The organism is Natronococcus sp. A-GB1 (assembly GCF_029688845.1).
GTDB lineage: Archaea > Halobacteriota > Halobacteria > Halobacteriales > Natrialbaceae > Natronococcus.
The window spans coordinates 175,164-199,292 of the sequence record NZ_JARUKW010000008.1 but is presented as its reverse complement, the minus strand read 5'-3'; the positions used below and the strand labels follow the sequence as shown (position 1 = coordinate 199,292).

General features: G+C 62.0%; 20 protein-coding genes and 1 pseudogene. 14 read left to right on the top strand and 7 right to left on the bottom strand.

Annotation, left to right across the window (positions count from 1 at the left end; all coding sequences use genetic code 11):
- From QA600_RS11420 to thrC, 7 genes are all read left to right on the top strand, one after another.
- Positions 1-424: ABC transporter permease (locus tag QA600_RS11420; protein ID WP_278292061.1), on the top strand; the 424-nt coding region annotated here is incomplete at its 5' end.
- Positions 421-1,479, top strand: a complete 1,059-nt coding sequence (locus QA600_RS11415; RefSeq protein WP_278292060.1) for an ABC transporter ATP-binding protein — start codon at positions 421-423, stop codon at positions 1,477-1,479. The genes QA600_RS11420 and QA600_RS11415, both read left to right, overlap by 4 nt.
- Positions 1,480-1,482: 3 nt before the next feature.
- The gene (locus QA600_RS11410) at positions 1,483-2,157 is read left to right on the top strand and encodes an ABC transporter permease (RefSeq protein ID WP_278292059.1); all 675 of its coding nucleotides are present in this window, start codon (positions 1,483-1,485) and stop codon (positions 2,155-2,157) included.
- A 1,232-nt stretch (positions 2,158-3,389) separates the two neighbouring features.
- Positions 3,390-3,845 (top strand): hypothetical protein, encoded by a 456-nt coding sequence (locus QA600_RS11405; RefSeq protein ID WP_278292058.1) that lies wholly within the window; start codon positions 3,390-3,392, stop codon positions 3,843-3,845.
- A gap of 248 nt (positions 3,846-4,093) precedes the next feature.
- The gene (locus tag QA600_RS11400) at positions 4,094-4,888 is read left to right on the top strand and encodes a transcriptional regulator (RefSeq protein WP_278292057.1); all 795 of its coding nucleotides are present in this window, start codon (positions 4,094-4,096) and stop codon (positions 4,886-4,888) included.
- Positions 4,889-5,499: 611 nt separating this feature from the next.
- Positions 5,500-6,879, top strand: coding sequence for an ATP-binding protein (locus QA600_RS11395; RefSeq protein WP_278292056.1), 1,380 nt, complete (start codon positions 5,500-5,502; stop codon positions 6,877-6,879).
- Between the two features lie 540 nt (positions 6,880-7,419).
- A complete protein-coding gene (gene thrC, locus QA600_RS11390; RefSeq protein ID WP_278292055.1) occupies positions 7,420-8,649 on the top strand; it encodes a threonine synthase in 1,230 nt (409 codons plus the stop codon).
- A gap of 541 nt (positions 8,650-9,190) precedes the next feature.
- Here the strand turns inward: thrC and QA600_RS11385 are convergent.
- Complete coding sequence (locus QA600_RS11385) at positions 9,191-10,543, bottom strand: LLM class flavin-dependent oxidoreductase (protein ID WP_278292054.1); 1,353 nt, start codon at positions 10,541-10,543, stop codon at positions 9,191-9,193.
- A gap of 281 nt (positions 10,544-10,824) precedes the next feature.
- Between QA600_RS11385 and QA600_RS11380 the strand changes: the two genes are divergently transcribed.
- The 5 genes and pseudogenes from QA600_RS11380 to QA600_RS11360 all read left to right on the top strand — a co-directional run bounded on the left by QA600_RS11380 (position 10,825) and on the right by QA600_RS11360 (position 17,183).
- Positions 10,825-12,066 carry a carboxylate--amine ligase gene (locus QA600_RS11380; protein ID WP_278292053.1) on the top strand — a complete coding sequence of 414 codons (1,242 nt, stop codon included), beginning with the start codon at positions 10,825-10,827 and terminating at the stop codon, positions 12,064-12,066.
- A gap of 312 nt (positions 12,067-12,378) precedes the next feature.
- Positions 12,379-12,528 (top strand): annotated as a pseudogene (locus QA600_RS11375) (UDP-glucose 4-epimerase); the annotation flags it as partial.
- A gap of 197 nt (positions 12,529-12,725) precedes the next feature.
- Positions 12,726-13,457, top strand: a complete 732-nt coding sequence (gene aglF / locus QA600_RS11370; protein ID WP_278292052.1) for a UTP--glucose-1-phosphate uridylyltransferase AglF — start codon at positions 12,726-12,728, stop codon at positions 13,455-13,457.
- A 117-nt stretch (positions 13,458-13,574) separates the two neighbouring features.
- Positions 13,575-13,937 carry a hypothetical protein gene (locus tag QA600_RS11365; RefSeq protein ID WP_278292051.1) on the top strand — a complete coding sequence of 121 codons (363 nt, stop codon included), beginning with the start codon at positions 13,575-13,577 and terminating at the stop codon, positions 13,935-13,937.
- Between the two features lie 402 nt (positions 13,938-14,339).
- Positions 14,340-17,183 (top strand): M14 family zinc carboxypeptidase, encoded by a 2,844-nt coding sequence (locus QA600_RS11360; protein ID WP_345782024.1) that lies wholly within the window; start codon positions 14,340-14,342, stop codon positions 17,181-17,183.
- 349 nt (positions 17,184-17,532) lie between these two features.
- Here the strand turns inward: QA600_RS11360 and QA600_RS11355 are convergent, their stop codons facing one another.
- Together QA600_RS11355 and QA600_RS11350 are read right to left on the bottom strand one after the other, a co-directional pair.
- A complete protein-coding gene (locus tag QA600_RS11355) occupies positions 17,533-17,712 on the bottom strand; it encodes a hypothetical protein (protein WP_278292050.1) in 180 nt (59 codons plus the stop codon).
- A 262-nt stretch (positions 17,713-17,974) separates the two neighbouring features.
- Complete coding sequence (locus tag QA600_RS11350) at positions 17,975-19,375, bottom strand: regulatory P domain-containing protein (protein ID WP_278292049.1); 1,401 nt, start codon at positions 19,373-19,375, stop codon at positions 17,975-17,977.
- Between the two features lie 518 nt (positions 19,376-19,893).
- Here QA600_RS11350 and QA600_RS11345 point away from each other — a divergent pair.
- Positions 19,894-20,388, top strand: coding sequence for a MaoC family dehydratase (locus QA600_RS11345; protein ID WP_278292048.1), 495 nt, complete (start codon positions 19,894-19,896; stop codon positions 20,386-20,388).
- 98 nt (positions 20,389-20,486) lie between these two features.
- Here QA600_RS11345 and QA600_RS11340 read toward each other — a convergent pair whose 3' ends face one another.
- Together QA600_RS11340 and QA600_RS11335 are read right to left on the bottom strand one after the other, a co-directional pair.
- A complete protein-coding gene (locus tag QA600_RS11340; protein ID WP_278292047.1) occupies positions 20,487-21,323 on the bottom strand; it encodes an aldo/keto reductase in 837 nt (278 codons plus the stop codon).
- 64 nt (positions 21,324-21,387) lie between these two features.
- The gene (locus tag QA600_RS11335; RefSeq protein WP_278292046.1) at positions 21,388-22,014 is read right to left on the bottom strand and encodes a hypothetical protein; all 627 of its coding nucleotides are present in this window, start codon (positions 22,012-22,014) and stop codon (positions 21,388-21,390) included.
- 160 nt (positions 22,015-22,174) lie between these two features.
- Between QA600_RS11335 and QA600_RS11330 the strand changes: the two genes are divergently transcribed.
- Complete coding sequence (locus tag QA600_RS11330; protein WP_278292045.1) at positions 22,175-22,723, top strand: hypothetical protein; 549 nt, start codon at positions 22,175-22,177, stop codon at positions 22,721-22,723.
- 202 nt (positions 22,724-22,925) lie between these two features.
- Here the strand turns inward: QA600_RS11330 and QA600_RS11325 are convergent, their stop codons facing one another.
- Complete coding sequence (locus QA600_RS11325) at positions 22,926-23,369, bottom strand: hypothetical protein (RefSeq protein WP_278292044.1); 444 nt, start codon at positions 23,367-23,369, stop codon at positions 22,926-22,928.
- Positions 23,370-23,372: 3 nt separating this feature from the next.
- Entirely contained in the window at positions 23,373-23,852 is a 480-nt protein-coding gene (locus QA600_RS11320) for a hypothetical protein (RefSeq protein ID WP_345782023.1), read from the bottom strand.
- Between the last annotated feature and the right edge of the window lie 277 nt (positions 23,853-24,129).

The following is a 24,129-nucleotide window of genomic DNA, read 5'->3' as shown; positions in this document are numbered from 1 at the left end:
ACTTATCCTCTACGCGCAGTTGCCCATCATCAGAAACACCTACTTAGGTCTCACCCAGGTTGATGAAGCAACCATCGAGGCCGGGCGTGGAATGGGGATGACAAAAACACAGCGGCTCCTGCGACTCCAACTCCCCCAAGCAGTTCCAGTTATTATGGCGGGTGTTCGCAATGCCGTTGTGATCCTCGTCGGTATTGCTGCTATTGGAGCGTTCATCGGGGCGAACAATCTCGGTGATCCCATCTTTAACGGTATCAGCGAGGCCAACACCGCGGCCATCGTCGTCTCGACCATTATCGTATCGCTCCTTGCACTGGCCTTTGATTACATCTTCCAAGTCCTCGAACAGGTGTTCAGGCTTCAGAACGGCGAAGACATCGAACTGACTCTCGGTACGCGATTCATCCAGAGGTCGATAGCATGACTAAGACGAACACGACGGGTACGACAGAAGCACCGGATACGATGATCAAATTCGATGGCGTCACCAAGATATACTCGGATCAGACCGTCGCTATCGAAGACATTAGCTTCGAGGTTGAACGTGGAACGACGACGGTCTTTGTGGGTCCCTCCGGCTGTGGCAAAACCACGACGATGACCCTTGTCAACCGAATGCAGGACCCCACGGAGGGAGCAGTGTACTACGATGGTACTGATATACAGGAGCTAGATAAAGTCGATCTGCGACGAGATATTGGCTATGTGATTCAGGAGATCGGACTCTTCGATCATATGACTGTTGGAGAAAACATCGCAACAGTCCCTGAACTCAAAGGCTGGGACCAGTCGCGTATCGATGATCGCGTAGACGAACTGCTCGAGTTGATGGATCTCGAACCGGGAACGTATCGCGACCAGTATCCCAACGCTCTCTCTGGTGGCCAACAACAGCGGATTGGCGTTGCTCGTGCACTTGCTGCAGATCCCGATGTCCTGTTAATGGATGAGCCCTTCGGTGCGCTTGATCCACTTACTCGCGAGGAACTGCAGGACGAGTTCCTCGAGATCCAGGAGCGAATTGATACGACGATTCTCTTCGTCACACACGACATCAATGAAGCGCTGAAAATGGGTGATAAAATCGCAATCTTCGATGTTGGCGAGCTTGTGCAGTACGGGTCGCCCAAAGAGATTCTTCATAATCCAGCTACTGAGTTCGTCGAAGACTTCATTGGAGCTGATAGAACATTGAAAGAGCTCCAGATCACCCCTGTCCGGGATATTATGTCGGAGTCGGTACCGACAGTCGAGCAGCCAACGGCTTCATCTGTTGCCGACACCGCAGAGGCCGCTACTGCGGCACTCGCTGACGGAACCGGGGATCAGTACGTTGCTCCGACGAACACGGTCGATATCGCACTCTCGCGAATGATCGAAACCGATACACAATCACTCCCCGTCGTTAAAGATGATGACGTCGTAGGCACGATTACAGAATCTTCGATTCGTGCGCATCAATCGAACGGTGGTGTGTAATCGATGGGACTGATTGATGCACTTCTCGCAACCTATACCTACCTCGTAGCGAACTTTGACGAGTTCCTTAGGCTGTTAGCAGAACATCTAGCCCTCGTCCTTGTGTCGGTTGCGTTGGCAATCGTGATTGCCATCCCGATGGGTGTCCTCGCGACCCGAAATGAGCGTGCAAAATCCATCGTCATGAGTTTCGGGAACGTCTCACAGACGGTTCCAACACTGGCAATCATTGCACTGGTCTTTCCCATCCTTGGTCTCGGTTTCCTGCCTGCACTGGTCGGTCTGTTCGCCTATGCGCTTCTACCGATCTTAACGAATACTGTCGCCGGTCTCGAGAACGTTGATGAGAGTACCGTCGAAGCGGCGCGTGGTATGGGAATGACTGAAAATCAGATTCTCCGGCAGATTCAACTTCCGCTAGCGGTCCCTGTCATCTTCGCCGGAATTCGAACGAGCGCCGTTCTCAACGTCGGGACTGCATACCTTGCGTTCTTCATCGGTGGAGGGGGGCTTGGTGTCTGGGTTATCAGTGGCATTTCACTCTTCAACACCCCTCAGCTGCTTGCAGGCGCCATTCCTGGTGCGTTACTGGCTATCGGCCTTGACTCGCTGTTTGGGCTTATTGAGGGACGACTCAGCGGTGAGAGCATGGCAGAACAGTCGGCAGCAGCCGGGTGAGTGGTAGTCGGGTTTCACGTTGCTACACTCATGAGCCTCGATCAGTCTCTCACTGCTGACTACAACCGAGTTGCTCGTTAACCACTTCTGGTAACAAAGTAGAGCTCTAACGGGAAGTTAATCTCTCATGAATCTCAACCCGGAAGTACAGGCTCCTGCTACTGTGTAAGGAGGGTTCTATCAAAGCCGTAGCTACGCTAGGCGATACAGCCGACAGCACTCTGGGTGCGTGATTGGCGCGCCGTTGAGCCGATTGGGGTGCGGGTTTGAGGACATCGATCCGGAGGTAAGTCGAGTGGCGTGAGATATCGCCGTCGCGATCGCCAATGAGTGTGGAGTTGCCCCGGGTACGCGGCTGGTTGTGTAGATCGGTCGGTACGCGAGATCGCCAGTGGGGATCGCCTCGAGGATGGCGGGCTCGCTGCATGACCTCGAGTTCCTACGGGGGTGCCGGTCGTCTGGACCGGACTCTTGCAGGTCGGCGTTGTGACTGTTCACGAAACGTCACACCTGTCACGAGGGAGACCATAGTCTACTGGTTACGGGTACACTCGTACCCGGCTGACGAGTGTTCGTGGAAGGCGGATGCGAGCTCGAGCATCGCCGTAGCTTGTTCCACGGTTACAGCCGCCTCTCGAGAGGAAACCGTGGCACGATTCGTTTTCGGAGCTCGAGTAGTCGATCGCCAACCGACCGTGTGGTGGCCGCTTCGGTCCCGCAGCGGTGTCGCGGCCTCGAGTGTCCGTCCGCCCTGAAAGCCGGCGCCGGTTCCCAGGCAGTGCACCGACGAAACCGAACGTCGAAGCCGGCGGTTCCCGACGTTCATGGGCGTGATCGGGCAGACAACGCCCACCAGCGTCTAAGCGCCAGGCGGGCGTCGGTCGCCGGCTGTTACGATTCCCGCCACGATCGGCGACGATAGGGCACGAACGCACCGCTATGCAAGCGGCGTCGAACGCGGGACGCAAGCCAGAGGCGGCCATGGAGCACGAGCCCAAGGGCTACAACCCCAAGGAAGGAGAGAGGTCGCCGGTTCGACGGATGCGGGAAGCGGGTCGACCAGTGGCTGTTAGCAGCAGTGGAACGTCCATCGGTCCCTTCCAAGCCCAACTAGGCTTTTCACTCCCTTCGACCGCTCGTGCTGTTGTCCACGTGTTCGGCGGACACCTCGTGTCCAATGAACTCGGGGCGTGTGATCGACACGGGGTGTCCGCCGAACACGTGATGAGTTAATGGCTGGACGGCCCGTAGCTGTCAAGTGGTGCTACGCATCAATGGGGATACAGGATTCCGCCACGGACGACGATTCGAGGACGGATCCACGCCGGCGGGCAGTACTCGCAGCGATGGGCGCACTGACAGGAACCACGGTCGCCGGCACGGGAACAGCGACAGCACAACAGGACGACGGAGAAGTCGAAACCCGCGGGTGTAGCGATACTGAACTCACACCCGACGACTGGTCGACCGGAGCGCTGACGGCTCGGGCCTGTCCCGGGAGTAGCGGGGAGGTACAGCTCAGTGTGACCGGCAACGTCTCACACGACCGTCAGGTACCGGGCACAGTGTCGACCGAGACGCTGTACGTACCGGCAGGACAGCGGGACACGCTCTGGTTCACTGGTCGAATCACCGGACTGTCGTGTTCGAGTTCCGCGCTCAATATCGGGATTGCACACCGCGGCTAAGGGGTCGTGGGAAGTGAGACGCCAACACCGGCACGCCTGCCCACGATTTCGCAGTACTAAGACCGATTTGCTTGGAAGTTCGAAGTTTTGAGGACTTGCCGGGTTTTCACGAACAGACACTGTACCCTGACAGATCATGTCGACGTGTGAGCGATAGAATAATTTTTCACATGACACTGTTCAGATAGTGTTGATTAGAGTCAACTAGCTCGCCGAAGTAACGTTGGATATGGGGGTGAGCGGCACACATGTCCACTGCAGTAGGTGTTGAAGGGATGTCTTTCCTGACGCAGTCACCCGTGCGGGTCCGTATCCTCGAGCGGCTGTACGACCATGAAGGGTTGCGGAAACGCGAGCTGAAGGAGCAGAGTGACGCGTCTCGAGTGACGGTCCGACGGAACATGAACGCCCTCGAAGAACGCGACCTGATTACGATCGAGGGACGCACCTGTGAGATCACGCCCCTCGGCGAAGTCGTCGTCGAAGACGTCCTGCCGGCGCTGAAAACGGTAGACGTTCTCGACAGGCTTCGACCGTTCGTCCGGTGGTTTCCCGACGACGAACTCGAGTTCGACGTGTGCACGCTCGAGGACGCGACGATCATCACCGCGGATTCGAACGATCCGTACGCACCGGTCAATCGTTACATCGAGGTCATGGAGACCGCGGACCGGTTCCGGGGGCTGCTTCCGACCGTCGGTCTTCCGGCGATGACAGTCGCGTACGAGTGCACCGTCGAGGCCGGGTACCACCACGAGATCGTGGTTAGCGAGCGGCTTGCGCGGACGGTCCTGAACCGGCGGGGATACAGCGAGTTTCTCGACGAAATGCTTGCGTCCGGGAACTGCACTCTGTTCGTCTCGGACCGCGAGATTCGCTTCTATCTGGGCCTCTTCGAGGAGTGTGTCCAGATCGGCGTCGAAGGCGATGACGGCACTCCGAAGGCGCTCGTCGAAACCGACGCGACTGAGGTCCGTGAGTGGGCCGAGCAGACCTACGATCAGTATGTGACGCAGGCGGAGCTGTTCGCTGCTGACACCTGATCACTCCCCCCATCGATCGGACAGCGGGTGTTCTCCGAACACCGAAATACGGGAGTATCAACGAGTACTGTTGAGTATCCTACAACTGGATTAACTGCGGGACGCTCTGAGTCAGATATGGGCTCTCTTCACCAAAGTTGCTGAGTAATATCTCATGGTGACTATCTTGGTACTTTGTAGCGTTGGTCGTGCTACCGAGTTTCTGTAAGCGACGGCGGCCGGCCCGTCCCCTCGGAATCGCCGGGGAAACCTCGCCAGCGACCGCGATCGCGTTCTCTCGACGCCAGCGAGCTATCACGGACTCGAGAACGCGGCCGAAACGGACGCGTCTACCGACCGCGGCGAGGGGGCAGCCGAAAACGACGAGTCGGGCGACGAGTGGTCGATTACCGACGCAAACGAGACCCTGCCAACGAGACAGACTCCTCGCCTGGTGGGCTGGACGTGACCGACCGCGGCGAGGTCGCTGTTCCGGTCGCGGAGCGCCGAGTCCCTCGAGTCGAACGAGTCTGCGGAAGAACAGCCTACTGAGTAGCTAACCAATTTCAGAATAGCCTATTTTGAAATAGGCTACTCGGAAGTATTATCCGCTGGTGAGATAACGGATAGATATGGAGCGCTTCGTCAACCGGGAAGATGAGCTCCCACGGCTCCGCAGGTGCTACGACTCCGACGACGCTGAGATGGTCGTCATCTTCGGCCGGCGGCGCCTTGGGAAGACACAACTCGTCCAGCGCTCGCTTGCCGAGTACGATGACGCCGTTGTCTACCAGGCTACGGAAACCACGTCACAGATACAATTCGACGAGTTCGTCGACGTCGCTGCCGACACGTTTCCAGGAATTACGGATATCAAGCAGAACTGGGAAGCGCTCTTGGGGTATCTCGGTGACCGAGACGGGATCGTCGTCCTCGACGAATTTCCGTACCTGATTGACGCCGACGAGAGTCTTCCCTCGGCCATCCAGCGGCTGTGGGACCAGCGATTCCAGAACACGTCGGGAACACTCGTTCTGGTTGGGTCATCGATCAGCATGATGGAAGAAGCGACGCTTCTCGGGAACAGCCCCCTGTACGGACGCTTCACCGAGAAACTTGATCTCCGGCCACTCGACTTTGCCGCTGCACAAGCGTTCCTCCCGGACGATTACTCCCCCGAAGAGCGGGTTTTCGCGTGGGGGATTTTTGGTGGCGTGCCGTACTATCTCGACGGTATCGATCTTAACCGGGACTTCGGGACAGTCCTCACGAAGGAGGTGCTCTCTCAGAAAGGATATCTCCACAACGAACCAGAGTACGTCCTCCGGACCGAGCTCACAGATCCAAATCGGTACTTCGCGATTCTCACCGCAATAGCCGCGGGGAAGACGGCATCGAACGAGATTGCCCAAACGGTGGGAATCGACGGGAAACAGATCTCGACGTACACGCAGAAGTTAGAACGGTTACGGCTCATTGAACGAGACGTTCCGATCACCGAGGAGAAAGCAAAGTCACGCCGTGGACGCTATCGACTCCTGGATCCACTCTTTCGCTTCTGGTTCCGTTTCGTCTACGGCAAGGAAGATCGATACGAACGTCTAGGTGAAGACGCCTACGAAGCGGTTATCGCGCCAGAACTCCCAGACTTCGTCAGTCAAGAGTTCGAAACGCTTTGCCAGGATGCCGTCCCACGCCTGTATCCAGAGAAGCTGTTCCGCAATATCGGCCGCTGGTGGTATAAGGAACATGAAGTGGATGTTGTCGGGTTCACCACAGACGGAACAATGGTCGTGGGAGAGTGCAAGTTCACGAACTCGCCACTGGATTACAGTGCGCTGTCCTCACTCGAAGACCACGCGTCGGAGATTCGCTGGACGCCGGAATCCGGCGAACTTGACACGGAATACGCGTTGTTCACACGGAGTGGTGCAACACAATCAGTACAGGAAGCCGTGTCCAAACGTGACGATCTCCAATTATTCAACCTAGATGATGTTACTGACTCGTAGTAAGAGCGGGCAGGAGGTGGCCAATCTCGTCGGTAGCTTCGTCGATCGACGGTGCCGACCGGGCCGCTGATCGCCGACCGAGTGCGACCGTTCCCGCAGTGGCGACCCGAGCAGCGCCACCGAGACCGATCGGGATCGGATGGGACCGAGACCTGTACGGACGCGTCGGCGACGCCACACCGCTGGCCGGTTCTCGTGGGCTTTTGCCCCGAAGGTAGCCATCGGGAGGTATGGCAACGCCGTTTCAGTCGTTCTCGTCGGCTGCTCGACGGCCTCGAGGGGGAACAGTCTGTTCGGTGCACCGCCGGGGCCTGTCCGCTCGAGCGCCTCACCGGGCGTCCGCGGTTCCACCGGGGGAGGGGGCACACACCTGCCTCGGCGGCGGCCGCAGTGACGGAGTGTATCGGTTCGAGCCGTCGCCGTCGACCGCACCCGAATACTGAGCCGCCGATCGAGGGACAAACGGGTTCGTTCCCGGCGGGACAGGACCGTCCACGGGGGAAACCTTCTCCCGCTCGTCGTTCCTTGTGTGGGTCACCCATGAAACACGTCCGAGCGCTCGAGTGTACGCTCTGTGGCGAGACGTACGACCCCGACCAGCTCCGCTACACCTGTGCGAACCATCCCGGCGTCAGGGGGATTCTCGAGGTTACGTACGACTACGACGTCATCGACGAGCGCTTCGACGAGCCGCTCGACGGCCGAATCGAGAACCAGTGGAAGTACCGGGCGTTCCTGCCCGTCGCCAACGATGCGGAGCCCGTGACGTTGCAGGAGGGCGGCACGGCGCTCCACGACACGCCACGACTGAGCGAGGCGCTGGGCGTCGACACGCGCATCAAAGACGACGGCCGCAACCCGACGGGCGTGCTCAAAGACCGGGCCACCAGCGTCTCGGTCACGAAGGCCGCCCACGCCGGTCGGGAGATCGTGACCTGTGCGTCGACGGGCAACGCCGCGGCGTCGCTGGCCGGCTACGCCGCCCGCGGCGGGCTCGAGTGTCGGCTCTTCGTGCCGAACGACACACCAAAAGAGAAACTGGCCCAGCCGCTCGTCTACGGTGCCGACGTCCTCGCCGTCCGGGGGAGCTACGACGAGGCCTACGACCTCAGCATGGAGGTCACCGAAGAGTACGGCTGGTACAACCGCAACGCGGCGATCAACCCATTCCAGGTCGAGGGCAAGCGAACGGTCGGCCACGAACTCGCTGAACAGACGCGAGACGACGTCCCCGACTGGCTCGTCTTCTCGATGGGCGACGGCTGTACGATCGCCGGCGGCTGGAAGGGGTTTCGCGAGTTCTACGATCTGGGCTACGTCGACGACACCCCGAAACTGCTCGGCGTCCAGGCCGAGGGCGCACGCGCCATCCACGACGCCTTCCACGCCCACGACTCGAGCGACGACGTCGCGGCGACGGTAGCCGACAGTATCGCCGTCGGCCGGCCGCGCAACACGGTGAAAGCAACCAAAGCGCTCCGCGAGAGCGGGGGGACCTCGGTCGTCGTCAGCGACGAGGAGATCCTGCACGCAGAGCAGACGCTCGGCGGCACCGAAGGCCTCTACGCCGAGCCCGCCGGGGCGGCGCCGATCGCCGGGATTCAAAGCGCGCTCGCCAAGGGGATCATCGACGGCGACGAGTCGGTCCTGGCCGTCGTCACCGGCTCCGGCCTGAAAGACACCGAGAGTGCGATGGCCGCAGCCGGCAGTCCGACGGAGATCCAGCCCGAGCTCAGCGAGGTCCAGCAGCGGTATCGCGTCGACGACTGACGCACTCCTGCTCGAGCGAGGACGCCAGCGTTCGCACTCGCGGCTGGCCGTGTCGACGGCGAGGGCGGCCGAGCGTGCATCGACTGGCACCAGATGGACCGGGGCGAGGTTGACGAGTAACGAAGACCAGGCATGGACGGTCTCCCCACGCGCGGCTAACCAGGTCGCCGCACTCGATTCACACGCCCGATCGTCTCGAAACTCAACGAGATCGTAGACTCGGGGTGGTAAGCTCCGGGCGATTTCCTCGAGCCGCATGGTCGACCGGTTCCCTGTTGTCCTCGACGACGAGAGATCGACGCTCGAGGGCGACCGGATCGAGTATCGGAGCAGTGCCGACGCCGCCGATGGCTGAGAAAAAAGAGCAATCCGCGACGCAGTCTCTTGGAACGCTCGGTCCAGATCGGAACCGCCCCTCCCTTGGACGTGAGTTCGGCGACCCCCCGAAAGGGCGACGCCGATCACACCCACATCGACAGCACCACGGCCACCCGGCTGCTGGGCGCCGAGGAGCGGGTCCGTGACACCGTCGCCCGCTCGCTCACTCGGAGCGTGGCGAACCCGGGTGGTCGGCGGGCAGGCGCGACCCGCCGGCCTCGGAGAGCCGTTCCCGAAGGGTCTCGCCCGGTCGGCGCTCCGAGAGGAGCCCCCGCTCGCGGAGTTCGGGCACGACCAGGTCGACGAAATCCCGCAGCGAGTCCGGTCGCACCACCTCCTTGACGTTGAAGCCGTGCACCCCGACCTCCTCGTGCCAGTACTGGAGGTCGTCGGCGACGGTCTCCGGCGTGCCGACGATCTTCGGGGAGGTCGTACCGAGACCGCAAAACTCCGCAACCTCCCGGACGGTCCACTCCCGGTCGGGCTGGGACTTGGTGAAGGCGTTCATCGTCCCCTGGATCGCGTCCGTCTCGATGTGTTCGACCTTCTGATCCGGGTCGAGTGCCGAGAGATCCATATCGAGGAAGCCCGACAGGAGCGCGAGCGTCGCCTCGACGTCGACGTGGTCTTTGTAGGACTCGTACTTCGCCTGTGCGAGTGCCTCCGTCTCGCCGACGATCGGGACGACCCCGATGAAAAAGCGCAGCGAGTCCGGATCGCGGCCGTGGGCGGCGGCGCGCTCCCTGAGATCGGTCATATACTCTCGAACCCCTGCCTCCGTCGGCTGGCTCGCGAAGACGGCCTCGGCGTTCGCGGCGGCGAACTCGCGGCCGCGGTCCGAGGAGCCCGCCTGATAGATCACGGGCGTTCGCTGGGGCGACGGCTCGCAGCCGTGGGGGCCGGGAACGGTGAAGAACTCGCCCTCGTGGTCGATCGGCGAGACCCCGTCGGGGTCGGTGTACACCCCGGTCTCGGCGTCGGTCCGGACCGCCTCGTCGTCCCACGACGCCTCCCACAGCGCGTAACAGACCTCGAGGAACTCGTCGGCGCGGTCGTAGCGGGTCCCCTTGTCCATCCGCTCGTGGAGGCCGAGGTTCTGTGCGGCGGACTCGAGGTAGGAGGTGACGACGTTGAGCGCCACTCGGCCGTCGGTCAGGTGGTCGAGCGTCGAAAACTCCCGGGCGAGCTGGTAGGGATGGGTGTAGGTCGTCGAGCGCGTCACCGCGAAGCCGAGCTCGTCGGTCACCTCGGCCATCGCCGGCACCACGAGTTGCGGGTCGTTGGCCGGCGTCTGGACGCCGCGCTCGACCGCCGTGTGGCGGTCGTCGCCGTAGACGTCGTAGATCCCGCGCACGTCGGCGAAGAAAACGGCGTCGAACCCGCCTCGCTCGGCGGTCCGGGCGACCTCGGTCCAGTACTCGAGATCGGTGTACCGGGTCGAGTCGTCGCCCGGATACCGCCACGAGCCGGGCGAGACGTGTTCGGGAGCGTTCATGGTGAAAAGATTGAGATGCATCGGTGTGATCGATCCCACGAACCGAAACCGGAAGAGCACGCAGAAGGTGGCCGGTGTTGTCGGTATCTTCGACACCCAGCGGCGGCGCCGGTCGCCGGGCGCGGCGGGCCGTCCCAAAGCGCGCGTGCCGGCTGTTCGTGCGGTGACCGTGACCCGTGGAACGGTCCCGGTGGAGGTGACAGCCGGTGTGATCGTCCGACGGGGAGCGGCGCTCGTCACCGACCTCGGCAGCACTGGCCGGTTGTCGTGGGCTTTTGCTCCGAAGGCGGCCATCGGGAGGTATGGCTCCGCAGTTCCAGTCGTTCTCGTCGCTTCTCGCGGATCTCGAGGCGGCGTCGTTCGACCGGCCACCGGCGGTCGTCTCGAACGCCCATTACACCGGCCTCGCCGTTTCGCGGGCGCTCGAGGCGGTCGACGTCCCCGTCATCGCGCTCGATCGCAACGGCGACGGTCTCGCCTCGCCGTCGAACGCGATCGACTACGCCGGGCAGATCACGTACCCACTCGAGGACCAGGCTGGATTCGAGGCGGACCTCGAGGCGGTCGTCGACGCCGTCGGCTCGGACGTGGTCGCCTTTCCGTGTATGGACGAGTGGGTTCACGCCTACGCCGCCGCCGACGTCGACGGCCTCCGCCGGCCGTTCTCCGACGCCGCGGGGATCGAGCGCGTCCTCGACAAGGAGTCGCTGTACGCGATCGCCGAGGAACTCGACGTCCCCTACCCCGAGACGTACCGGTTGAGCGAGACCGATCCCGAGGAGGCCGCCGACCGTCTCGGATTCCCGCTCGTGGTCAAACCCGCTCGCAAGCGCGAGTTCGAGGAGGCGATCGGAACCAACGTCGTCGAGGTCGCCGACGGCGAGGAGTTCGCCGAGATCGTCGCGGCCGCAGCGGAGAGCGACGTCCGAATCATGGCTCAGGAGCGGGTGAACGTCGCCCCGGGGGAGGACTGTTCGGTCGCCTCCTACGTCCCGCCCGAGGGCGTCGACGACGCGCTGTCGGTCGTCGGGAACCCCCTCCTTCGCTACCCGCGCTCGTTCGGGAGCTCCTGTGTCGTCGAGCGGGTCGACCGGCCGGCGCTCGAAACGCGAGCGTTCGACGTCCTCGCGGAGACCAGCTACCACGGCATCAGCGAGGCGGAGTTCGTCTACGATGCGGACCGGGACGAGTACGTTCTGCTGGACATCAACACCCGCCCCTGGAAGTGGATCGAGATGCCGGTCACGGCGGGCGCGAACCTGCCGGCGGCGGCCTACGCCACCGTGACCGACGCCACGTACGAGCCCGACCCGTCGCGGGACGCGCTGTGGGTCTCCCTGAAGGACTACGTCTCGTTGGTCGCGACCGACAACACGACGCCGGCCGCCCTCGAGGGCGACCACTGGCGGGCACTCGTCTCGGGGGCGTTCGAGGAAACGGCGGGCGGACTGACGACGGCCGTCTACCGGCCGTCGGATCCGGGGCCGACCGCGCAACTGCTCGAGACGGAGTTTTCCGGACGGGAGTACTACTGCGCCTGCTGACCGATCGACTCTGTTCCGTGAGACTGTCCCCTCGGAATCGGCGGCCCCAGCGCTGACCTCGATCTCCCGGCTTCACGTCGATCGGAGGCGCTGAACCCTGCCGTCTCGTCGCTCCCACCTGGTAATATCCGCTAGTCGTTTCGTCGAGTCCCATCCGAGTGGTGTAGCGGACGTTTCGGTCGGCGGCGGTGATCGAGATCGCCGGAGCCACGTCACCCACCGGAGTTCGCGACGACGGCTCCGGACGGTCTCGGCGGGGACCGCTTTTCCCTTTCGTCGGTCGTCTTCGGAGCCATGAGCTACGCTCGAACGCTCGAGTTCGAGTCCACCGCGGCTCGCGAGGCCGACGTCGAACACAGCCACGCCGACAGCTCGAAAGTCAACCGTCTACTGGGCTATGAACCGACGCGGGACAGCCGCGAGGGCGTCCGGGAGTTCATCGACTGGGACGATCTCGAGTGAGACGACCGCGAGCGGGTCGCCCTCGAGCCGAACCCGTTCGTGCCTCGCGTCCGCGATCCGTCCCCGCCGGAAGTCGGCGCCGATCCCGGAACGTTGCACCCACGCAACCGAGAGCCCGAATCGGCGCCGACGGTCCCGCTGCTGGAACGTTCATCAGTCCAAAAACCTATTATATCGTGAACACATCCGTCGGGATCATGCAAGCTGTCGTACTCGCCGCCGGAGAGGGAACCCGACTCCGGCCACTCACGGAAGACAAACCGAAGGGCATGGTCGAGATCGACGAGGAGCCGATCCTCACCCACTGCTTCGATCAGCTCGTCGAGCTGGGCGCGAGCGAACTGATCGTCGTCGTCGGCTATCTCAAAGAGGAGATCATCGACCACTACGGCGACGAATATCGAGATGTTCCGATCACCTACACCCACCAGCGCAAACAGGACGGACTCGCCCACGCCCTGCTCTGTGTCGAAGACCACATCGACGACGACTTCATGCTGATCCTGGGCGACAACGTCTTCGCGGCGAACCTCGAGGACGTCGTCCGCCGCCAGCGCGAAAACCGCACGGACGCGGCGTTCCTCGTCGAGGAGGTCCCCTGGGAGGAAGCCTCCCGCTACGGCGTCTGTGACACCAACGCCTACGGCGAGATCACCGACGTCGTCGAAAAACCCGACGATCCCCCATCGAATCTCGTGATGACCGGGTTCTACACGTTCACGCCCGCCATCTTCCACGCCTGTCACCTCGTCCAGCCCTCCGATCGGGGCGAGTACGAGATCAGCGACGCCGTCGATCTGCTCATCCAGTCCGGCCGAACGATCGACGCGATCGGCCTCGAGGGCTGGCGGATCGACGTCGGCTACCCCGAGGACCGCGAGGAGGCCGAGCAGCGCCTCCAGGAGACGATCCCGGCGACTGCCGACTGAACGGGACGCCCGTTCAGTGACGTGAGCGAACGAGTTGTCTTTTGACTCTCGAGCCGAAGGCTTGTCGAGGGGAAACTGACTCCGCCGTCGGCCCGCGGTGCGTCGAGCAAAACCGTATTGGCGACGTTCCGAAACGCAGAGCCCGTCAGCGAGGCGACCCTGTTTGCGCTCCCGAGTCTTGCGGACGGGAGTCTTCGAACGGTGCTCGAGGCGCTGGCCTGTGAGACACCGGCCGTGACGGCGGATTTCACAACCGGAGATTTCTCGGTACACTACGTCGAAGAACTGCTCGACGGGGCTCGGTGGGAGTGTCGCTGGGATCGCCATCCAAATTCGCACAACACCCGCGTGCACGTTCACCAACCACCAACTTCTGACGAGGTAACCGATCTCTCCTTGCCTTCTCTGCACCCGCTTGACGTCTACTCGACGGTCCTTGCTGCAGTCGAGACGCGAATCGAAGAGCTGTGGTCGGTGTGAACTTCTCCACCCTACTTCGTTCGGTCTGACGACCCCGTTCGTGAGGGTGGGCTTTCGCGTGGACAAGGGGCTTAGCGCGGCCGTAGCGGGAATACGATACGGACGGTGAGCAACCAACTGCTCGAGCAGGATGTCCGGAAGTATCGGACGCCACAGCTGGCTCTCGGAGGGCACCGAACGCACGACGATCGACGGCTCAGCTGTATCGCTCGAGGATCGTCTCGATCAACTATCGTCTGAGAAGTATGCGGTCAAGGGTGAACACACGAAATAATTTCTACGATTGATAGCTACTTGAAGGTTCAGACCTCGGAAATTTCGTATAGAAAGCCAGCGACTAAATAGCAACATGTGGGCGTAATTCTTGTGTGCCAATACCAGGCACATGGGGAGTAATACATCATGGCTAGCCGAAAGTCACAGAACAAGCGGGGAGAATCGTACGACGAGTCGGACCGATACACCTACGAAGAGGCAACAGAACTCGAACCGGATGCCTTCACCGGTGGGGGAGTAACCCGCCGAACGTTCCTCAGCGTCGCAGCAGCGACCGGCGCTGCACTCGCACTTCCGAGTGTCGTTGCTGGTGACGTAACGCACGACAGCATGACGGACGAAGCGCAGTTCGCTGTCAATGCTACTCCTGAAGAGTACGAGGTCCATCTCGTCCTCGAGTTCACAGATACAACCGCGCTCTCAGCCTTCGAAGGAGAGTTCTGCGAGCCCGGCTGGGACATCGAAACGGAGAGCGCACCCCCGAAAGCAGTGGTCCGCGAGGAACCGACTCCCGCGGCACACGCCTACCTCACTGCCCAGGAACTCGAAACTGTCCTCGAGAACGTCGTCGACGCGGACAGTGTCGAGCACATCGATCATTCGATCGGTGCCAATCCGTTCTGGAAACTCGATGACTGGCCGGAAGATGACACGTATAGTGACCGAGTGTTTCCGGCTGTCGAGGACGCTCGCGATTATATGAACAACGCGGAGTCGTATGCCGGGCTCTCGTATCTCCAAGAGCAGTATCCCGATCGACTCAACGTTCGTGAAGTGGGTCAAAGTCCCGGCTGGGAGAACGTCCGTACTGGTGATGAAACCGATCCACAAGACGTGTTTCTCGTCGAGGTGACCAACGACGTTCAGGATCGTGAGTCGTTCGAAGCGAAAGAAAAGGCGATCTACGAGGTCAATATTCACGGACGCGAGCGAGCCGGTGAGGAAACGGGAACACGGTACATCGAGGATCTCGTAACCGGCAACGCCGATCAAACGGACTTGCTCGATGAGATCGCGATCCTGTTCCTGTTCGTCAATCCGGATGGCTACTTCAGCCGGCTTCCGGAATTGGTCGATCCGGAGTATCTCGAGTTCACTCGAGGGAACGCCTCGAGTAACGACACGAATCGCCAGTACCCCACGATCGGGTGGGTCGATCCGAACAACTACCCCGGCGAACCTGCGGATGCACCCGAAGAGTACTACGATATCGTTCCCGACGCGATCGCGACGGTCGAGTTCCTGCGCCAGTACGAAAACGTCCGGTATCTCGTCGATTACCACCAGATGGGAACGCGAGAGGAGTTCGACTTCGTCTGGAATCTCGAAGCCAACGCACAACGAGATCACCGGGGGGTCCACCTTCTCGAAGAGGGTAACGTTCGAATCGGCGAACGCATGGAGGCCGAACTGGGTGCGCGTGATGGATTCGAGGCCGACGTCGAGCGCGCCTTAGAGGACTGGTTCGACGAACCCGACCAAGAGCTACAGAATCTGTTCGACTACGGAACTGTCGACGACACGCTGGGGTACAACATTTCCGGTGGACTGCTCGACTGGGCAGGACAACCGCGTGAAGACGGCGGACTCGACGCTATTGCCGTCGTCCCAGAAATGGTCTTCGCTGGCGGTGGCGAGGAGTGGTACCCGTACATGCATCGCCACCTCGAGACGGCCTATCGCATCCAGATGGAGGTGTTCGCCGAACTGACCGCTGCAGATGTCGACGCAACGCTTGACACCGGCGGCCAGGATGTGGCCTACGTCGCGTCCGACGAGCTTACACGATCGTCGGCGGACCTCACTCACACCGATGAGAGTCCGGGCCACGAAGCGGGCCCCGGTCACGAAACGCCGGTCGAAATCACGCGAGAGCAAGCCGAAGTCCTGCCCGGCTTTGACGGCCGTATCGAAGAGACCGTACACCCACAGACCCGGTGTCTCTCGGTGCACGTCGAGCCCGCTGACGACGCAGACGGGGTCGTAGAAATCGTGAATCCGGATGGAGACGTCGTCCGGAAACTCGACACCGATGAGCTGGGCCACTCGGAGTGTTGCCACAGCGGCAACACTGAGTTCTACATTTCTGACCCTCCGGAGGGGACCTGGGTGATAAAGTTCGACGGCGACGGAGAGGTCACCGTCGAAGTCGTCATCATCGACAGCGATGACGAACACCTCGATCCCGAAGAGATCATGGGTTTCTACCAGCGAGAGTACTCGGCCAATCCGATGGAGTTCTTCGCAGAACTCGATGAGTTCGTTGCGGATGATGAGATAGACGGACTAACAGTCGACGAGGTACGCTCTAGGGAGCTTCTCGACGGCAAAGATCGGCAGTACGGCACACTGGTCGTTTCTGGGGATATGGCCTGTGAAGATCCATCGTACGTTCGTGCGGTCGAAGCGTTCGTAGAGTCGGGCGGAGACCTGGTGCTTACCGACGCTGGTGTGCGCTTGCTGGCTGCACTCGATGTCGGAGACGCGGCAGACATCAGTGAGGGCGATATCGACTCGTTCGGTCTCACCTTCGTCAATGTCTATAACCGCGATCTTGACCACCCGCTTCTCGAGGGAGTCCGTGACATCCAGCACGAACTCTGGAAGGCACCACAGGTCGGATACACTCCGGACGAAGACGACCAACCCGTCTATGCAGTCGATGAAGAGGCCTTCGAAGCTGCCGGTGGGACTACTATCGGTACGTTTGGAGACGACGAAGCCGAGGACCTATCCGGAGTTGGGCTTGGGACGCTGGCCGTCGGTGACTGCACGATCTACGTTATTGCCTCCGTTCTCCCCCCAGCAAACCAGGAATATCTCCATCAGTTCGGCATGGCCGATCACGCCGTCTCCACGATGGGCCATACGGTGCTTTGCAACGCGATCGGAGGCGAGCAGCGCCGCTATGTTGACGGCGAATTAGTCGCAAGCGTCGGTGAACCTCGTGGCGAGCGGTCAACTGACTGACCAACCCCCAATTTCTTTTTGAAGAGGTAAAATAGCCCTTTTGAGAGCTAAACGCAGGTTGTTGTAGCTTAGTTCCGAACGCAATCAATAGAAGCGTGATCGTGTGGGATCAGAATCGTCCCCGGCAGTATCGGGCAGGTCTGAATCCGATTGACCTCCGGCACGAGGCAAGCGATACCTATAGTAGCCACTGAAAGTCAGTGCGCACCCGATCGCACGATGGCTGTGCGATCGGTGTGCAAACCGTTTCAGTTGTTACTATAGTACCTCGTCGTCCTCACGACGGATCATAGCCGCCCAACGAAGCTCGATCAGCGTGTCGATGCCGCAGAGCAACCTTGGCACGCAATCACGGTAGCGCCGAACAGCCCTCGAGGCCTCTATCGAACGAGAGGCGGTCCTTCTTCGAGGCCTCGTTCGCTTCCTCTATGAGAAAAATCTCGGAAACGGCTGCGAAGATCGCATCCTCGCCGTTGCCGCTCACAAAGCGTGGCCGGAATACAACGCCCACGGGCTCTACTTCTGCCAACTAACTCGCTCGTTCAAAAGAAAACCAAGGCCGATTCCCCGCCCCACCGTGGGCGGGGCAGTTGACACCAGCCAATTACCTCTCGTTCTGCACTGACGGTGAAATCAAACTGGCTATCCCAACGATCACCAGCACGGTCGAGAGCACTAAACTGACCGAAGATACACTCGAGTGAACACCGCTCCGGTACAACGACGCAAGCTCCAAGCAGAGATGCCGAACTCGCGGCCGTCAGTACCGATCGAAAAGAGGGCTGGACGGCTCAGCTGTATCGCTCGAGGATCGCCTCAAGGTCGTAGTGCGAGTCCGGACCGCCGCCGTCCTCCCCGCGGGCGGGGCGGGCGTCGACCGAGAACGTGTACGCGCCGGTGAGGGTATCACTCGAGAAGGCGAACTCCCGTTCGTCGTTCCACACCGCCGACCAGTTGTAGGGGGCCGTTCCCGGCGAGTGGCGCGTGTCGGCTCGGTCCAGTTCGAGGTCGGTCGCGAAGCGCTCGGTCGCCACGGGGTTTTCGGGGTCGGTGATGTTGGCGACCCAAAAGCCCTGCGAGTAGCCGCCGTCGACCAGCAGCGTCTCGTCGCCGTCCTGCAGGATGTCGTGGAAGTGGGTCGTCCAGACGCCGACGTCCTGCTCGCGGGCGTCGGGCGAGTAGAAGTGGCTGATCGGCTGTGGGTCCTCGAGCGATCCCTCGCCCCAGCCGATGTCGAAAACGTGTTTCCCACCGGGCAGCTCCCCGAACAGCTCGTCGCCGACGATCGCGATGTCCCGGTTGGGATCGAAGTGGGCCTGGTGGCAGTCCTCGAACCCCGGCTCGCCGACCTCGGTGTAGTCGGGGTGGTCGTCGTAGTCGAACCGGCCGATCTCTTCGGGATGCAGCGGGTCCTCGGAGATGTCGAGGATGACGTAGCCCACGAAGTCGCCGCCGATGTACGCACAGTGGAGGATCTCCCGGATCGGGTCAACCTCGAGGGCGTGACAGAAGCCGTCGGGGCCGAACGGACCCGTCTGCTCCGGATCGCCCGGCTCGCTGACGTCGACGGGAATCACGCCCGGCTCGCTGTCGGCCTTGTCGATCATGTAGACCACTGTGTCCTCGGGATGCTCGGCGTTGGTGTGCGAGCCGGTGTTGGGCGTCTCGAGCGTCGCCAGCACCTCGGGCTCCTCCGGAGTGCCCTCGCCCCAGCCGAAGTCGACCACCGACATCCCCAGCGGCTCCTCTGCGCCCTCGTCCATCTCGTGGGTGACGTAGTAGAGTCCGTCGCGGGTGCCGTCGAACCGCATATGGTTCGACCGGTGGTTCTCGACCGGCCACTCGAGCTCGTGGGCGACCGTCGGGTTCTCGAGGTCCGAGAGGTCGTACAGCGTCGCGACGACGTTACTGTCGCTCCCGGTCGAGAAGTGGCTGCTGGGGAAGCTGCTGACCCCGCCCCACATCCCGTCGGGGCTGGTGGTGCCGAACGTATAGCGGGGCTTCTCGCCTTCGGGCAGTTCGTGTCCGAGCAGATCCGTACGGCCGCGTACCCGCGCGTTCGCCTGGTCAGGCGTGTTCGGCGTATTATGGTTCGGGCCGCGTCCGGCCGCCGCACCCGTCCCGAGCGCGGCGGTCGTCAGCCCGGCGATTCCGATCCGTTTCAGCAACGTCCGGCGTGGTGTGTCACTCATGGTGTCTCGCTCGGTCTCGAAGCCGAGACCGTTCAGGGTACCGGACGAATAATGTTATCTGTACGTAACTGATTCAATCATCGAAAAAAAGAGAAGAGTTATATGTTGCTTTCAGGAGAGCATCCGTTTACTCAAGCAAAGGCCACCCCGTGAGTAGGCCCGAGCCGGGCGTACGTCCTCCGGCGGATTGACGGCCCGATGCTCAGCCCCACACGGGAATCGGCGTCGACAGCAGTATCGGAGTTTGACCCCGATACCAGCTTCGTGGCGGCGAACTGCAGTTCGGGATCAGGCGCGCCAACCCGAACGCGCATGCCGCCCAGAGCCGTCTCACGGCAACGGCGAATCGAGCTCCCGCTCTTCTACGCCTGTCCGAACTCGAGGACGCCGCGGTGAACGCCGTCCTCACGACTGCTCGAGGATCGCCTCGCGGCCGACAGTGCTCGGGCGCGTCTCTCGATAGCATACGCCATAGAAGGCCGGTCCCTCAAGTGTCGGCGGCCCCGATTTCGGCCGAGATGAGTAGTTCACCGGCCGCCGACCCCGTCGAGAGCGTATCGGAGAGCACTGCCGACGACTGGACGCTCGAGCGATCCGTCGAGCGCTACGACGAACTCGGTGTAGGGGACGTCGTTCGCTTCGCCAAACCGATCACCGACGACGACGTCTCGTCGTTCGCCGACGCGAGCGGCGATCTGAACCCCCTACACCTCGAGGAGGGGTACGCTGCGGGGACGATGTTCGACGGCCGGATCGCCCACGGCGGGCTGGTCGCCGGCACGATCTCGGCGGCGCTGGCCCAGTTCCCCGGCGTCGTGATCTACCTCTCCCAGGAGCTGGAGTTCCGCGACCCGGTCGAGATCGGCCAGACGGTGACCGCCACCTGCGAGATCGTCGAGGCGCTCGGCGAGAACCGGTACCGCCTCGAGACGACCGCGGTCGACGAGGCCGAGAACACGGTGATCGCCGGTGAGGCCGTCGTCGCCATCAACCCGCCGCCAGCCGACGACTAAGCTCGACGTCAATTTCGTTTTCCAAATCGACCTCGTTTCTCGCTCGGGAACGGTAGCCGGCTGTCCTCGCTGACGACATGCAGCGACGGCGACCCGCCTCAGCGCTCGATCCCGTACACCTCGCGCGTCCAGTCGCGCGTCGGGGTGTCGTACACCGGTCGGTCGCGATCGCGCCCGTCCAGCCGTCGGCGGTCGGCCTCGTCCAGCGCCCAGTCGAGATCGGCGTTGGCCCGCACGTGCTCGGGGGTCGCCGATCGCGGCAGCGCGACCATGCCCCGGTCGAGCAGCCACCGAAGCGTCACCTGGGCGGGGCTCTTCTCGTACGTCTCGGCGAGCTCGCGGACGACCTCGTCGTCGAACACGTCCGTCCGCCCGAACGGCGCCGCCGCCTCGATCACGGTGTCTGATTCCTGGCAGTAGTCGACGAGGTCGGGCCGCTGGAACCAGGGATGGAACTCGATCTGGTTGACCGCGATCGGAACGTCCGTGATGTGGTGGGCACAGCTCAGCTGATACGCGCTGAAGTTCGAGACCCCCACGTTGCGAACGAGCCCGCGATCGTGGAGTCGGGCCATCGCCTGCAGCGACTCCCGGAGCGAGATCGCGGGGTTGGGCCAGTGGATAAGGTAGAGATCGAGGTACTCGGTCCCGAGTCGCTCCAGCGACGCCTCACACGCCCGGATCAGCGACTCGTAGTCGAGGTTCTTCGGGAGGACCTTCGACGGGAGAAACACGTCCTCGCGGTCGTACTCCGCGAGCACGTCGCCGATGACGGCCTCGTTGTGGTACCCCTCGGCGGTGTCGATGTGGGTGTAGCCAGCCTCGAGCGCCGTACGAACGCTGGTGGCCGTCTGTTCGTCGTCGAGACCGTACGTGCCCAGGCCGAGTGCGGGCAGTTCGTCGCCGCTCGGGAGTGTTCGTGTAGGGATGCTCACACGGCCCGTTCACGGGATCGATAATTGACCCTACCGTTTCCGGGGGGTGAGTTCGGTATCCGACTCAGGGTTCGACCGTCCCGAGGACGCGGTCGCGCAGCTCTCCCTCGGAGATGTCGCCGCGGTTGTACGCCTCGACCCACTCGGTCCGGACCGTGACGTTACCGATCGCCTGACCGTCGTCGGCTTCGACCGCGCCCTCGAGCTGCTCGGTGGGCGCGTCGCCGCGTTCCACGTAGGAGCTGTAGACCGCCAGCAGGTCCTGTACGTCCCGCGCGAGCTCGAGTTGTGAGGCGTCGGCGTCGCCGACGAGCGTCAAGCTTCCGTGTGTCTCGTCCTCGTCGTAGGCAGCCACCTCGCCGTCGTAGACCGCCGCGACCTCTGTGACGAACTCGTCGGTCGACATCCGATCGTCTTCGGTCGTCTCATCCTTGTCGTCGGCGTCCGCCTCGACAGTGTCCCCGTCGTCGCCGACGTCCTCGGTCTCGCCGACATCCTCATCGCTATCGCTCTCGTTGCCTTCCGGCTCCTCCCCCGACGCGTCGTTCCCGTCGTCCGCCTCGTTCCCGTCGTCACCCTCGGTCCCGTTTACCCCGTCCCCGTCGTCGGAATCGACGGCGTCCGAACAGCCACTGAGCAACAGGGCGCTGCCGATACTGAGGACGGCCGTCCGTCGCGTCGTCTCGTCCATACCCGAACCGCGCTCTCGAGCCAGTAGAAGGCTCCCGTTCTCACACGGGATCGATCATCTCTCTATTATCTGAATAAATTCACGTCATCTTATACTTTATATCACTAAATGATGTGGATGTAGAAATGCATTAATGGGTGGATGAGGATTATTTTCAGACATGGACAGACGAAAAGTCCTTCTCGGTGGTACTGGTGCGCTCACGACGCTCGTTGCCGGCTGTGTCGGCGATCTCCAGTCGGAGACCAGCGCAGGACGTGGCGCGGCCGACAACAATCCCGGAAACAGCGGCGGGCAGGGCAACCGAAACGACGACCATCCCGGTCAGGGCCGGGGACAGGGCGGCCCGAACGGCGTTCCCGACTTCGTCCCTGAGGAGGTCAAACTCGAGAGCGGCGCGGTCGTCTCCATCGAGGAGTTCCGACGCCGCGGTCGAACGTTGACGGTCGTGCTCGCGGCGACAACGAAGAATCTGGCGCGGCTCCGCAACGATCTCGACGAACTCCCGTCCGCCCTCGAGGAGGGGATCGAGGACGCCGAGGGGTTCTTCGGCCAGATCGAGACGGTCAAGGCCACGCTCGCACACACGTCCGGAGCGAAAATCGCCACCGCCCGGCTCGAGGGCGACACGCTGCGCGAGTACGCAGACGGCGAACTGACCGAAGCGGAGCTGATCGCGGAATCTCGCGAACAGATCGAACTGACGTAGCCGCTCGAGGCAGCAGTTTTGACTGCGCTACGGACGGCCAGCGGACGCCGTCGCGGTCGCACTAGGCCACCGTCCCACCGCTCGAGGGCGCGACCGTCAACGAGGAAGGACCCGACCTCACTACCGTTCGGAAGACGGTGTAGCCGATGTTGGGTAACTAACTACGGAGGGAGGATAGATCCCGTTGGTCTCGCTGTTCGTATTACCTCTCACTCATCAGCTCAATAATTTGTGTTTCGAACAAGCGATCGAGAGCACTCCAGAGTATTTCTGTGGGGGCATCCTTCTCGAAGCTCGCAGGTTCGTGCTGACTCTGATCGGTTCCCGGAATCTCGTATTGGAAGTGGACTGGTCCTAGCTCAGGATGGTCCTCATCGCGGTGCCAGCCACAGTTGAACCCCGTGTTCGGGTCGGCGTAGTGGATCCGGTAGAACTGCTCGTTCCGACCGAACCGCCATTCGACGTCCACCCGAGGTTGCTCCGGACCAGTTGGTGGGACGACACGGGCGGGATCAATCCGTGCCCGGAGGGACTTTTTGACGATACTGTCCGGTTGATACGCGACAGTCGCCACGACTGGATACCGCTGCAAGACGTCCCTGAGTCCCTCGTAGACCGCACTATCGATCGTTCCTGAAAGCCCCATTCGTCACGCCGAGAGGGTATCACGTTTGGTGGCCCAGTCGTATTCGTTGAGCGCGGCGCGGACGACTGGCAATCTGTCGGCGAGATGTTCCCATTCGCCGGCGATCTCGCGGCGGTCTTCCATCTCGTCGGTGTCTTCGAGGTCGCCGATGCTTGCCCGAAGTTCCCCCGGCGTCTCGACGTCGTACGAGGTTTTCCACTCCGCGATTTGCGTTCGCATCGACTCGAGCGCAGCCGTGAGCTCTTCTCGATCGTGCTCCCGCTGGAGCGTCGCCACCTCACGATAGGTTGCCATGAGCTGATCGATGCCGTAGAGCGTCTGGCCTCCCTGTTTGACTTTTCGGAGAACGTCGTCCTCCACGAGTTGCTCGAGGTACTTCTGTGCGGTTTTCACCGAGACGTCCGTTTCGTCAGCAACCCACTGGGCAGTGCGAGGTGTACGCAGTGTTCGCGCTGCAGCACGAACACGCTCCCCACGGGTCATCGATTGTCGGCTGTCACCCGGCATAGCTGTGCCTACGGTCTACTAGAATATATATCCAAGGTAGTGGAAATATGTTAGACACCGCTCGACGAACTCCCGTCCGCCCTCGAGGAGGGAATCGAGGACGCCGAGGGGTTCTTCGGCCAGATCGAGACGTTCAAGGCCACGCTCGCACACACGTCCGGTGCGAAACTCGCTACCGCCAGGCTCGACGGTGACACACTGCGCGAGTACGCAGACGGCGAACTGACCGAAGCGGAGCTGATCGCGGAGTCTC